We start from the raw sequence: 14,255 nt of genomic DNA, 5'->3' as shown, positions 1-14,255 counted from the left end.
TATTCCTTTACTTATAACTGGAAAAGGTGCTCAAGTACGCTTGCCGATTCACCGCTAGTCATTTCCTGAACATATGGCCCTAATTCCGGTGCAAGAATGTCAATCGTGGTCGCAATATCTTGTGTTGTACTACGACCGAGACCGTAAGCCAGACGGGCAACGGCTTGCGCTTGTTCATCAGGAAGTAAAGAGAGTAGCGCTGCTTTTAGTGCTTCCCATGGCGCACAAGCCGGGTGCTCTGGCTGGTGGTTGTCCACATAGATTGTCTGCCATAGTTCTGGGGCAATACGAGAAGGCGTGATGTCAGTATTTTGCTCAAATGGCCGTTCATCCGACCATATATTCTCTGCCAGAAACAGAGGTAACTGGTGCAAGAGGAGCCTGTAATGGAAACGTGCTTTTCCCGGTGGTGAATGTGAGTAAAAAAAGTATTGGGTGCCGGATGGGCAAATGTCGCAAAGCCTGTCGCCGATCCGTCCAACTGCATGCGGCAGGATGGGGAGTTCTGAATAAACACTCGTGGAGTTCGGGGAGAAGCGTTTCTGGCGGAGTACGGTTAAAACCACGCAATTCAATAATGCTCGCCAGCCCTGCCTCTTGTTGTTGGGTCAAAAAATCGCCCAGTGTCATGGTATGAGTATCGCCGGATAAGCGGATCAGCGTGGGGGAGTTCATTAAATCGCTGAAGCTAAAATGATCGCTATGTACCGATACTTCCCCCCAAACATTACCGGCTAAAAGGTTCGCTAATGAAGCGATAGTCTGTTTTGTCTGTTTTCCCATCAATCCGATCGCGGGTGTGATACTCGCAGTGGCAATCAGGCTGGATAATAAAGATTCACTTAGTCCCGTTGCCTGTGCCTGTTTTTCGATAGCCAATGATAGTTGATGCTTGCGAGTCAGGATGCTCACCTCTGCTAATGGGAAATTAGAATTTACTGATTCGGCTACAGGTTCTGGTGTTATCCGTTGTTGGACAGGTTGTTCCTGCGCTGTTTCATTTTTGATAATCGCCCGCAGTAGCGCTGTCTGGGCTAGCGTTTCCACTCCCGCTTGAGATGCGGCTTCGAAGGTCTTTTTAATCCGTTGTTCCAGCTCATTTTCTTGCTGACGTAGTGCTTTATTAATTCGATCGGTCTCTTTTTTCAGTTTTTTCTTCTGATCGGCTATTTCATTTTCAAGCTGGATTTTCTTTTCAGATAATACCATTATTGATTGTTTAATCTGATACTGTTCGTCTTCGTAACGAGTCAGTATTTCCTGTTTCTCAATATTAATTTGCGCCTCAACCTCAGGTAAAGCCAGTAACTGTTGAGTCGTATCATTAAGAAAGGATCTTGTATCTGCTATCTGCTCCAGATGAGATACTGCACGAAGATAGGATGCCTCATTATCAGATTCATGTTCAGCAATAAAATGGGTTAAGTTTTGTAGCTGCCCTTTACTGAATTGAGGGAAGTCTTTTGCTGAATCAGTTCGTTTAAGCAGGCGTTTGATCCACGTAGCAGCTTCAGCACAATCATACTTTTCACTCACCTGAGGGAGTTCAGTGATCACCGTGAGGGCATGAGAACCAAGTAATGTCTGAGGAACCTGACGATAACTCTCCAGCGGCATATCAAAGTCATATTTTTTAGGATCAGACAAGTCACCCGGTAATCTCAGGGATACTCCATCACTTAGCTGAAAAATGACCGACGTATCGTTTTGCGGTTGGTAGCTGGTGAGTAACCACTCTCTAACAGTATCAGGTTCATCAGAGGCATGAGGCAGCGCGACGACAGGATAAACGCGCGACAGGTAGTCAGTAATGACATACTGCGCGGGTTTATCAGACGGCTGATATCGGGCTTTCCATATTGCAATTTCACCCCGAGTAAATTTTTTGCTGAAATGATTCTCAAAACCAATGGCTTCACCACCATGAGGGAAAAGATCTTTTACCAGTTCCTCCGGGAGGTCTCGTAGGTTGCCATTAATTAATAGACTAATCGGCGTTACAAAAAAAGCGCCGGACGCGGTTAACGCTAACACTTTTCCAATGAACATAACTTCGTCCATCGAACTGTCGATTTCTTTGGAAACAACGGGAGGAGCCTGTATTACACTGGTACCATCCATTTTTTTAAGGTCGTGACTGGCTTCAAACTGATCGATAAGTTCACCCAATTTTCGCGCCAGCGGTAAAGAATGTTCTGATAGCTTTGTCCGCCATCGATTATCGGCTATACGCGTTCCCCTAAGTGCGTCAACCAATCCCCCAACAAACAGTGGAATAGTGCGCTCTGGCATAGAAATTTCTTTACCCTGACTAATTAAGGCACATTGTTCAATGTCTTCGTCAGTGAAATTAATTGTCAAGGAGTCAGAAACACCATGTTGGGGTAAATCAATTTCTTCACCATTCAGGAATTTCGTTATAATTTCAGGGCAGTCAGAAGAAATATAGAATCCCAGAATGGTGCGCCATAACGGTTTACAGAGTTCAATATCTTCTGCATTACTTTCTGCTTCTAACAGATCTCTAAGAACAATTTGTGGGTCATTTTGTTCAGAAAACGTTAAATTTTCACGAAGCCAATCAGACACAACAGGTTTGGCCTTAGGTGGTAACGTACGGAGAAAATGTAACCTTTTCTCCGGTCCTTTCGGTAAATTATCCGCTTTAGCGCCATTTCTGGTGAGTCTTTGCTTGCACTCTTGCAAGCATCTGATCAATTCATGAGATTCTGTACCGAAGTAGTACATTTGGCCCAGCCGGTCGCTGATAATATTTTTCTTTTTAGCCATCTTAAACGTTCTCCTTACCACCTGATTCTGTAAAATTACTGTAAGGTTTTGCGCAACTTGCGTGTTGTCAGCGCTCTGTTCCGTCGTGCCAACGCTCGTTGACAGGAGGGGAAGGTCATTACATTGTCCCAGAGTGGAACTTTCCCCCCTGCAAATAAGTAACCACCGTTATCTGTTATCGACAAGCATCCATGGGCAACATGGATCCACCACTGTAAAACGGAGGGCGGTAACGCAATAATTTTCGTTGACCAGCACCAGCCACTATCGCCTTTTTGCACACCAACCGTTTCTCCTGAACATATCATCTGAGCCATTAAGGCCCAGGAGAAGCTATCGGTTTGCCAGTATCCAGCATTCTGCCTAATAAAATAACGATAACGCTGTTTTTCCTGACACCGTATCAATAGATTATTTGCCGTTTGAGTAATCCGCTGTTCTTCTGACCATTGGTATTTTTCAGCTTGCCATAGCGACACATGGAGATCCGGGGGTAAAGCCGGGGTAAACTGCATTTGAGACATCGGTAGCAATACTCCGCTCAAAGCATTTACGGGGAAATCGTCGTGATTAACCAAACGTAACCCAAACTGTTCAATGAAAGCATGGACACGCTCTCTGGCTGACAGATGCAATTCAATACAACCCATTGAACAGCCGTTATCCTCAACTAACCGACGCCCTATTCGCTCACCGTTATTAAGTGCTTCTTGTAGAAGATTACGTTCACTTCTTGTAAACATCCCCAGAATTCGGGCAACAATTCCCTGCTCAGTGACATCAACGGAAATGGTTCTTTCAGCCAATGAGACTAACGAATATGGCGCATGACGTCGTTGTACTACACAAAGCCACCCAGCGGCAAAGAGCATGCGACGCAATTGCCATTCGGGTATCCTCGTTACCTGTGATACCGGTTCAATATGTTTTTTTAATTCACCAAAAGGCAATGTGCTACGGCGTTGAAAACGCAAGGCCAGCGCTTCAGCGATCCAGTCAAATGCTGCGGGTATATTATGTAATTCAGTATATTGACATGTTACAGGAAAGCCATTTTCATACTGCCATAACATCTGAGCACCACTCAATGGCGTTATTTCTTCGCGTTTCAGTGGGGGGATCACTGCCGTATCCCCTAACGCCATTAATACTCCCGATGGTCCATCAGTCAGCCAATCATGTGGCTCTGAAATTTTACAATAAGTGGCGTAAGGCGCATGATCTAACACGTGCACATCAAAATTTACTGGGATATCTGAATGCGCTAACGTAAGTTCGTAGCGACAAAATGCCTGACCAGATATTTCCATCAACGCCTCTGGTGGAATGAATAATCCTTCAGCTCCCTGAGATAGCGAACCATGAGTTAATTCTTCTCCGTCTTTATTGCTGATGACATAGCATCCTCTTAGTACTTCAGGCATATGAATTATCGGTGTACTGGCAGGGTTAAGCAGTATAGCCTGTCCAAATCGCGCTGCACCTGACATACGAGGTCGAGCCGGCTGCCATCCCTGTATTAGAAAACGACGGGCTTCTTCTGGTAACAAACGGGCAATCTTATCCAGCGTTTGCCTGCCAACTTTATCGGAAGAAACTATCGACCATTTGGTAGATTTAATATCCCGACGTTGTACTCTTTCGCCAACCTTCTTCAAGACAGTGAAAACACTGTCTGCATATGTATGATGAAGTATTAAATAGGTTGGAGAATCTTCATAACATTCTCCTTCTGAACTAATATGACAAAAATCATCACGAAAAAGCGGTAAACACCCAGACCGTAGTGCGACTCCCACTCGTGATTTATAGAAATAACCCTTCCGTTTTTTTAATAATAAATCCAAGGAATTTAATGTGGTGCCTATGTCTCGTTCGTAATATATATTATTATAGTTCTCTATTTCATTAGGCAAGGAGTCATAATGCTGGATTTCTGAGGCTGTAGCAGCAGCGTCATCCATAAGAAGATAAATCTCCGGATTACCTGAATCATTAAACTCCATGTGAATACAATACTTACCATTCTCTTTGAGTTGTTCTCTCTCCGTATGTACAGTGATATCACGAACAGCGCCCCAAAAAGGAGAGTCATAAGCCTGCTGCATGGCAGCCTTTGAAAGTAATGTTCTGAACTCAATAAACTCTTGGTTAAAAAACTCGCTAAAATAAGATATATATTGATGTACTACCTTATTAACTGATTCAAAAGTTGAATAGTTATCTAGTTTATTATCGATGAGAATATTCCGTAAAAAGACCTCATCTTTGTAGCAGGGAAAAGCAATTCTCTTGGAATACCCAATCAATCTTTCATGCTTTGATGGCCTTGGCAAGATTAAACGGGTACAGTTTTGTCTTTTACTACTCCATCTTTCTAACCTTTCCCATAAGTTGGGTAATTCAGTAAAAACAAATTTTTTATTTTTATCAAAGCCAAGCAGCACAGAAAATCGAACCCGAAAATCCCCTTCGTCATGTGTTTCATCATCAGCACTGGCAGCAAGTAATGTTAAATATAAAACGGCAAAATAAGTAGGGTATCCTTTTATTTGCGCTAAAATGTCTAATCGCGACTCATCTCTGAGAGCATCCTGGATTTTAGACGCTTTTTTTCCAAACGAAATCAGGAAACTTCGCTTAGCATCCTCTTTGCTACGTGGACCTGCAAGTTGCTCAAAAATGCGGCCCGTAGTATCAATTCGGCTTAAAGTCGAGCCCGTATGCGAAGACTCAAGAAAGACGATCTTTACTAGTTCAGCATTCCATTCTTCTAAAGTAACCGGGAAAGAATCATCCATACTCACCGCCTAATTACCGTTCGCTGTCATCATTTTCAAACCAGTACCAGAAAATAAATGCCGAAAAAGTACCTCAGCCAGCAGTGGAGGAACAGCATTACCAATTTGGGTAAATTTTGACTCGACGTCTCCTACAGGCTCAAAACCCTGTGGAAAAGTTTGTATTCGTGCACATTCCCGCCATGATAACCGCCTTGCCTGTTCCAGTTTGGGACGAGAAGTATCAACAATTAGATGCTCATATTCATCAGAAAAGTCCCAGCGCTGCTTCCAGCCATCCTCCAGGTTTGACCATGTTAACTTCATCACCGGGCTGGCAGGATGTAATGTCACATGACGCCAGTTAGCTACGACGGTGTAAGCAGGGCTGTCCCATAGAGCTTTACGATTTCGGGACATGAAATACCATGAGAAATGCCCTTCAGGATCATGTGGTCGTTCGTAAAACTCACCTTCAGGCCATAGTGGTAAATCCCTAATAGCCTCACCATGTGAAACATAGGGTTTTAAATGAGGATTCTTTTTTGTCGCTTTGCCATGTGTTTCAGCAGGAAATTCAAAGTATTGCCCCAGATCGTTTCTGACACCAATGATAAACAAACGCTTGCGTGACTGAGGTACGCCATAAGCCCTTGCGTTTACCATATGATAGCTGACCTGGTATCCGGCAGCTTTGTATGCTGTGAGCTGTTGTTCCAGAAAACTACCGGCTCCCAAATGTTTCAAGCCAGAAACATTCTCAGCAACAAAATACTTAGGCCGAACGGTCTCTAATACCCGTAGAAAGTGTTTATAAAGGTTTGTTCTGTCGTCATTGTTTGGTTTTCTGTTACCTGCCATTGAAAATGACTGACAGGGATAGCCACCAACAACAATATCAACATCTGGAAAAGACTGAATTTGAGAGATATCGCTATGCCTGATATCAGTATCTGGGAAATAGTTCCCTAATGTTTTGCAGGCATTCTCTATGACATCGTTGGCAAAGACGATGTCTCCACCAGCTGAGGTAATTCCAAAATCCATACCACCACAACCGGAGAATAGTGAAAGTACCCGGATATTATCGTTCTCTCTCTCGAAAACACTGTTCATATGCCCATACCAAGTATCTTCTTATAACAAACCGCACCTGGTTGTTAATTTTCCATAAAATCATAGAGAAAGATTATACCCCTATGTAAGGAATCTTACATCAACATGCTTAGCTTTTAAGGGTTAAGTAGTGCTTTTGTTGTTATAGTATTACAAACGACCGTTTTTCAGATAGCACTCCCCAGCAAATCCCCCAGCATCACCATGATCGGATCCATCGGCGATGGCTCAAACCCCACCCGTAGGTAAAATTCCCGCGTTTCATCCGACATAGCATGAACCAGCATCTCACGAATACCGATAGTGTCAACCCCTGAATCACTCGTAGTCCGGCACCACTATTTAAAGAACCTAGCCTATGGCTGAGCTCTTGCTTTCTTGGGTTCCAGTAGATTTCTATCGTTGCATAACGGATTAATCCATTGTGGCTTTCTCATCTTCAGAAACTGTTGGCATTGGCCATATCTTTTTGAGTTGCTCAGTCAGATAAAATGTACGGGTTTCAATTTCTTTCTCCCCCCACTGCACAGCATGATCGCCATGAAAGTATTGCGTCAAATTGAGTTTGCTAAACTTCAGCAGCTCTGGGCGTTTCAAGGTCCACGCAGAATTCGACAATGCGGGATTCAGACTATGAGTAATAAGCGTTAAATTACCTATAGTATTTATTAGCTTATCTCTCCTTTGAATAGCCTTCTGCTCAATCAGTGGGTCAGTTTTATCATCGGGGCAAAGTGGCCAATTATCTGCCCACTTTTGCGGCATTACATGCTCAATCGTTAACCCAACTGGTAATGGTTCTGCTTCACTTTTTTTGTTAAACGCATAAGCGTCAAGTGCTTCAAGTATGGTTCGCACTTTATATTGAGCCAGCCGGCCATAAAAGGGCAAATCTGTAATGGCCGCAGCCAGTACACTATCATCAGGGAATCGAGTACTATCTCCAGCACTTTTATTCATCTGGCCAGCTACATTTTCTGCCGTTATGATCCCTTTCTTGTCCAATGCTTTAATAAGCTCAACAAAGTAGCGATTGTAGTTTTTACTTGTCATTCCACAGATCATGCGACGTACTAAATACGCTTCAAGCAACTCAAGAATTGCATCAAACTCCGTAACATTGGCGGGGACTAATTCAGCGTATGCATACAACAAAAACGGAATAACTGTGGTTGTATCTACAGCATCTAATCGGCGCATAAATGTCGCTAAGCGGGGATGACTATCAGACTGATAAAATCTCTTGAAAACATCAGCGTAACGCGAAAGTTGTGCAATGTGCTCTACCGCTGTTTTAGGGCCAGAAACCGGGTCCGAACTCGATTCAGACTGCCTGACAAATGCCTTGAATGCATTAAAAATATGTGAAGACCTGACCTCTTCACGCGTCATCATCGTTAAATAGTGGTTGATGAAAATATCCACTCGGGGGCGGGTGATTCGTCCCTGTCTGACTTCCTCTCTCCACCAGTCAGTCTCGAATGATTTCCAGTTATTTGCATAAAGCTGTTCAACATTATCCCCCCTGGCTTCTGCGAGCCTGAACAAGTAATTCTTGATCAGGTCTGCAGGAAGAAGGTCCTCCCCTCTTGCATTCAGCGTCTCAAAGATGACTTGAGTCTCATCATTCTGGTCCAAATCGATCACAACAATCTGAAGACAGTCCTTAACAACCTGCCAGAGAGAATCAAAACGTTCATCGAGAGACTTTTCACTTAATGCCTGGATATCTTCCTTATCATCAAACGAACCGTTTAACCACTGCCCTATCTGCGCATAAAAGTATTTGTAACCGTCAATAATATTATTAGCACCATCACGTAGAGCTGGCCGTAGTGTAATTTGCTTATCAACAGCATCAGGTGACCCAGCCTCATGAACTACTTTGAAAGCTTCTCGATTGCTATTAGTAGGCCATACTTTGAACACTTCGTCATCGTGATCGATCTTGCTACGTCGGTTGGTCACGAGATCTGAAAAGCGTTCGACATATTTAATCTGTTCATGCGCTACCGCCTGGTCACGCGCCGCCATCAGGAACAACTGGAGCGTAGTAAATCGTTGTTGACCATCGATCACCTGACGACTTTCGATGGATCCCGTCGGGTTCGCGACCTGCTCCAATACTACAGCCCCTAAAAAATGGGGGTGAGCTCTACCACCATTAAGTTGCTTATCAAGAAGTGTCTGGATGTCCTCCCACAAAGGCTCCCAATTTTTCTCACACGTCCACACATAAGGACGCTGGAATAGTGGCACTTGATAGGTGATGGTTTGATCAAAAATTCTTTCTAGCTTACGCGTGTTGGCTTCCATAACGACTCACTAACCCTTAGTTTCAATCCATAATGTGGTAAATACCAAATCCACCAGTCAGGTACTATGAAACAATGATCTCATCCGCTTTTCCACACCTGTCTTAGAATTTAACGTTTTTATGAGCGGTATTAAATGAAAGAACATCGCAATCCTGTATATTCGGTTAAAACAGGATGCATTTCTTTGCATAAGAGTCAGAAAGCTAAAACGGATACAAAAACAGTGACCATTTTAATGAACCCAGCCGTTGGTTGGGTATTTGTTTTTGCAGAAATTAGCCGGATGGCAGCGTAAACACCTTATCAGTCCTACTGGCGGTATTGTAGGACTGATAAGCGCAGCACCATCAGGCGTTAAACATAGCTGTATCATCGATAAAACTCACGCCGTCAGTCGTTCCCAGCCAGCGTGGTGCTTTCAGCCCTTCAACGAAATACCAGACTAGTTCATACAACAGCGTACAGATATGCTCAAAAGGCCAGCTGGGTCCGCGTTAGGGAGAAAATGATTTCAGCCCGTCAATGCCATAAAGGGTAAACCAGTTAATCCAACGACCAACTGACGAAAGGGTGCTGCAGAGCGGGCGACATGGCAGACATTCCCGCTCCGGTGCAGCATCAATATGGCGGTCAGTCTGCGGGTATGTTTTTGTCACGGGTTTTATGAATCGTTTTCTGCATCAGGTGTCGTTCGTTGCGGGAAATAGGTGCTATGATCGACATTGCTCAGTCCAGTTGGTGGTTTGGGATAATTGGCGATTGCTCAGATCGCACAATCTTGGCTGATTTCCCTCAAAGTGATCAACTATTCCACGCAGCAATTTCGGTATATTAACCTTGGAAAAGTAATTAGCTCATCATTATTGATTGAAATTTAGCCACCACTAGTTTTAGGCCCAACGATAGGCCCAAACAAAAAGTTGAATTATAGTTTATTTATTTCAAAACAATACATTACATCACCAATTCAGACTCCGCCAGCCCACCAAACACCGGTGAAAGCCCTCAGCGCAAGCTGAGGGCTTTTTTGTGTCTATTGCCCCGTCCTGAAAGTGTTGACACGTTCCAGACTTAGATCCGGAGAACGTGATGATAGCTGAATACGAACAGGCAGATTAATTTCCTGATAACTCTTTTTATTTAACAGTGAACGACCATGGTTAAATAATATCCCTACAAGCTTAAAATCGTCACGATAAAAATAAACGTATTTTTTAAATACATTCGTCATTTAAACGTTCGACATCGTTAAACAGCCCACAATGCCGCATAGTGTAAAAATATCCAGTTAACTTCTCCATGAACAACTCTTGAATTTTCCTACTAAATACATATATTACGCATCCCGTTCAGTACATGGAATAACCTTTGATTTTTTTAATTGATATTGGAGTTACAAATGTCAAATAAGAAAATTTCGCGGAGCAATGGGGCAACAGGCCCCGTTAATAAGGTTGTCGCATGGTCAACAATCGCTTTGCAGGCTCTGTATCCTGCCCTTCTTAGCTTCACGCCAACCATCAGCCATGCGTCAGCCGTTAAGGCATCGCAGGCCACCGCAGAACAGCAAGAACTGCGCGGTCTGTCTTCTCTCGCCGCGCAGGCTGGCAGAAGCATTGAAAACGGCCATGCGGGCAGTTTTGCTGCCAATACCGTCTCAGCACAGGCAACGAAGGAGGTGGTAGAGTGGCTACAGAAGTACGGTAATGCGCGTATTCAACTCAACGTCGATGACGCTTTCTCGTTAAAAGATTCGGCGTTCGATTTCCTTTATCCGTGGATTGATACAAAGCAGCATGTTTTATTTAGCCAGACATCGCTTCACCGTACCGATGACAGAACCCAAACTAATATCGGTATGGGTTATCGCTATTTCACGGCGGATAATTCAATGCTGGGCGCAAACTTATTTTATGACTACGATTTAAGTCGTCATCACGCACGTATGGGTGCAGGCGTTGAGTATTGGCAAGATTATTTACGCGCAGGCGCAAATGCTTATTTAAGATTATCAAAATGGAAGGATTCCCACGATCTGGATGATTATCAGGAACGTCCGGCGGATGGATGGGATATCTATACCCAAGGTTGGTTGCCATCGTATCCGCAACTGGGCGCATCGCTTAAATATGAAAAGTATTACGGTAAGAATGTCGGCCTCTTCGGCAGCGAACAACTTCAGGAAAATCCGTACGCCTTTACAGGCGGGATCAGCTATACGCCGGTTCCGCTAGTTACGCTTTCCGCTGAACACAAGCAGGGGCGGAGCAATACTCATGATTCACGCTTCGGCATAGAGATTAACTATCGCCCCGGCATCCCGCTGGCGAAGCAGTTGGACAGCGACAATGTTGCGTTAATGCGCGAAGTTCAGCACGGACGCTACGATTTTGTCGAACGAAATAACAATATTGTTCTGGAATACCGCAAAAAATCGGTTCTGAAAATCCGCCTGCCTGAAAGCGTACAGGGGGAAGGTGGCGCCGTTATTCCGGTGACTATTTCGCTGGATAAATCCCACTGGGGCATTCAGTCGGTAGAGTGGAACGATAGCGCATTTACCGCCGCTGGCGGACGCATTTCCGGTAGCGGCACATCATGGCAACTGACGTTACCCGCTTATACACCAGGCGGCACTAATCATTGGCAAATCGGTGCAACGGCGCGAGATGTTAAAGGAAATGTCTCTAACTATGCGGTGATGAACGTGACGGTGACGGGGAGTTCAGCCTCTGTCGGCACAATGGATTTTACATTGAACGGCGAGCAGCAACCGATCATCGCTGCTGACGGGAAGTCACAGCATCCGGTTACGCTGGTGCTTAAAGATACCAATGGTAATCCGTTAACAGGACTTGCACATGACATTGAGTTGTCTTTAGCGTTTACACCTGACGCACAGAGAAATCGTGAGCGTTCGGCACAGGCTCCAAAGCTTGGTGAAGTGCAGGAAACCCGCTCCGGGGTGTATACCGCCACGCTGACGCCGGGTTTAACGGCGGGGACGGCACGCATAACCGCTAAAGTCCTGGGTAAAACAGAAACCCTGACGGTGACACTAAAAGCGGTTTCCGCAGAGGCGGCAAAATCGACATTCACGGTAATGCCCATGGAGCAGGTCGTTGGACATCCGATTAGCCTGGCGTTAGAAGCAAAAGATAAAGACGGGAATGCCATCACCGGCGACGACAGCTTACGTTTTTATGCAGTTTCAGCCAGCGGCGAAGTCCGTTTTACTGCCGTAGAAGAGAAAGACGGCGTGTACAGCGCTAAGGCAACGTCTGAACTGGCTCAGGCGACACGCATTGGTGTGACGTCACAAAAACATGATTTCTCTGGGCTGGAAAAACAAGCCAACTGGATTGCCGACAAAACGCAACCGGTGGTGCAGGCTTTTAACCTGACCAGGGACAATGCGCTGGCGGATGGCAAACAGAGTAATGTCGCGGTCGTTACCCTGACCGACCGTTATGGGAACCCGCTGTCCGGATACACGGTCACCCTGGCGTTACCGCCACAGGTTAAGATCGCGAATGGGGAGAACGTTGTGAAGACCGATGCCAAAGGTGAAGCAAGATTCTCACTGACCAGTTCAACTCCGGGAACTTATGATATTACACTAAGCGCGGGGAACATCAGCTCATCGCTAAGCGTAACATTTGCCTCTGCAATGGAGGGGGCAACATTGTCTCTGACGGCCAAAGACAATGGCGCAATCACCAATATTGCAGCAAACGGTCGCGATGGTGCCACGCTTGAAATCATGCTCAACAATACCGCCGCGTCGGTTGAAGGACAGAAAGTGGAGCTTATCGTAACGCCACAAGGGCTCGTGTACCCGGAGAAAATCACCACCAATAAAGACGGTTACGCGACGGTAACGTTAACTACGGTTAAGGCAGGTCATTACACCGTTAATGCCAGGGTTACAGATGGGCAGCACAGCGTTGAGTCCTCAAGCGTTGACCTGGAATTCGTACCTGATATTAACAGCGCAGTGCTGAATTTGACCGCACCGTCTGAGAGCATTGTGGCAAACGCATCAGCGGCACATGAAATTCAGGTACAGGTTGTCGACGGTGAAAACAACCCATTTAGTGGTGACGTGCACCTGACCAGTTCCCCTACCAGTGGATTAAAACTGGGCCAGTCCGAACTGACATTGGATGAGAAAGGAATGGCATCAACAACCTTTATTGCCGCAGAAGCCGGGCACTATCAATTGCAGGCAACCTTCATCAAAGAGGGTAAACGCGTTACGGCGAGTAAGGCGATTGAGGTGGTATCGGATCTGCAAAATGCCGCGTTGACGATCGAACCGTCAACGACATCCGCCGTAGTCAGTGATGTGGATAACGTGGCGTTTACCCTGCATCTGACCGATACATCAGGGAACAGCGTCAGCAACCGTAAGCTGAAAATTACGGCTACAGGCCCATCGCCACGCGATCCTCTGGTGATTGACAATACGCTTGTCACCACCAATGGTTCCGGTACTGCGACTGTAAATGTCCACGGTAATAAGGCGGGTCGTTACACGCTGACCGCCACATTGGCTGAACACGGTAGCAATGTCTCGGCAAATGCTTCGCTAACGCTGAATGCCGATGCCCAGAATCCAGTACTCACTCTGGAGCAGGATCCTGGCTATGCCGTTGCCAACCTTGAGCCGGTAGGCTTTATGGCCCGGTTGCAGGATAAATTCGGTAACCCGTTAAACGGCAGTGTCGAATTTAGCGCAGGCAGCAAAGCCAAACCCGGCAGCGGAACCTTTACGATGACGCCGGATAAAACCAACTTTAAGTTAGGGAATGCTTACTCTGAACTGAGAACGGATACGGCCGGTGTAAGTTGGGTGAGAGCGAAGGCGACGACGGGAGATAAAACATTGGAAAAAGTACTCACCGTCTGGGTAGTTGAGAACCATCAACCAAATTCCTGATCGGGATATAAACAAAAGATAGCCGGGGTGTTCTCGAGATCACCCCGGCTACTGCCATAACCCCAAATATATCGACGCTTGCATTATTCTCATGGCCAGGCGATCTATGAGAATAATGAGCACTTAAATAGCGCCAACCGTCATCCCATTCTTCCCCCTTTTACTCATCAAAAGGAGGGAAAAAAAGGTGATGCTGCCAACTTACTGATTTAGTGTATGATGGTGTTTTTGAGGTGCTCCAGTGGCTTCTGTTTCTATCAGCTGTCCCTCCTGTTCAGCTACTGACGGGGTGGTGCGTAACGGCAAAAG

8 protein-coding genes and 2 pseudogenes are annotated in these 14,255 nt (G+C 45.5%); 3 read left to right on the top strand and 7 right to left on the bottom strand.

The window, feature by feature from the left end; genetic code table 11:
* Window positions 1-11 precede the first annotated feature (11 nt).
* From ACHHZ7_RS23420 to ACHHZ7_RS23395, 6 genes and pseudogenes are all read right to left on the bottom strand, one after another.
* The gene (locus tag ACHHZ7_RS23420) at window positions 12-374 is read right to left on the bottom strand and encodes a hypothetical protein (protein WP_395149215.1); all 363 of its coding nucleotides are present in this window, start codon (window positions 372-374) and stop codon (window positions 12-14) included.
* A complete protein-coding gene (locus ACHHZ7_RS23415) occupies window positions 328-2,790 on the bottom strand; it encodes a kinetochore protein (RefSeq protein WP_395149214.1) in 2,463 nt (820 codons plus the stop codon). Before ACHHZ7_RS23415 ends, ACHHZ7_RS23420 begins: the two co-directional genes overlap by 47 nt.
* Before the next feature lie 35 nt (window positions 2,791-2,825).
* A complete protein-coding gene (locus ACHHZ7_RS23410) occupies window positions 2,826-5,591 on the bottom strand; it encodes a hypothetical protein (protein WP_060683367.1) in 2,766 nt (921 codons plus the stop codon).
* A gap of 9 nt (window positions 5,592-5,600) precedes the next feature.
* Window positions 5,601-6,686 carry a DNA cytosine methyltransferase gene (locus tag ACHHZ7_RS23405; RefSeq protein ID WP_060683366.1) on the bottom strand — a complete coding sequence of 362 codons (1,086 nt, stop codon included), beginning with the start codon at window positions 6,684-6,686 and terminating at the stop codon, window positions 5,601-5,603.
* A gap of 167 nt (window positions 6,687-6,853) precedes the next feature.
* Window positions 6,854-7,020 (bottom strand): annotated as a pseudogene (locus ACHHZ7_RS23400) (GNAT family N-acetyltransferase); the annotation flags it as partial.
* Between the two features lie 80 nt (window positions 7,021-7,100).
* Window positions 7,101-9,002, bottom strand: coding sequence for a DUF262 domain-containing protein (locus tag ACHHZ7_RS23395; RefSeq protein WP_060683365.1), 1,902 nt, complete (start codon window positions 9,000-9,002; stop codon window positions 7,101-7,103).
* Between the two features lie 135 nt (window positions 9,003-9,137).
* Between ACHHZ7_RS23395 and ACHHZ7_RS23390 the strand changes: the two genes are divergently transcribed.
* Window positions 9,138-9,299, top strand: a complete 162-nt coding sequence (locus ACHHZ7_RS23390; protein ID WP_164091708.1) for a hypothetical protein — start codon at window positions 9,138-9,140, stop codon at window positions 9,297-9,299.
* 202 nt (window positions 9,300-9,501) lie between these two features.
* Here ACHHZ7_RS23390 and ACHHZ7_RS23385 read toward each other — a convergent pair.
* A pseudogene (locus ACHHZ7_RS23385) lies at window positions 9,502-9,727 on the bottom strand (IS630 family transposase); the annotation flags it as partial.
* 676 nt (window positions 9,728-10,403) lie between these two features.
* Here ACHHZ7_RS23385 and ACHHZ7_RS23380 point away from each other — a divergent pair.
* Together ACHHZ7_RS23380 and ACHHZ7_RS23375 are read left to right on the top strand one after the other, a co-directional pair.
* Window positions 10,404-13,946, top strand: a complete 3,543-nt coding sequence (locus ACHHZ7_RS23380; protein ID WP_192464083.1) for an inverse autotransporter beta domain-containing protein — start codon at window positions 10,404-10,406, stop codon at window positions 13,944-13,946.
* A 241-nt stretch (window positions 13,947-14,187) separates the two neighbouring features.
* Window positions 14,188-14,255 (top strand): IS1 family transposase (locus ACHHZ7_RS23375; protein WP_096257578.1); only part of this gene is annotated, 68 nt, incomplete at its 3' end.

Source organism: Citrobacter freundii complex sp. 2024EL-00216 (assembly GCF_043945515.1).
Lineage (GTDB): Bacteria > Pseudomonadota > Gammaproteobacteria > Enterobacterales > Enterobacteriaceae > Citrobacter > Citrobacter portucalensis.
The sequence above is the reverse complement of the archived record's forward strand: the minus strand, read 5'-3'. Positions and strand labels throughout refer to the sequence as shown.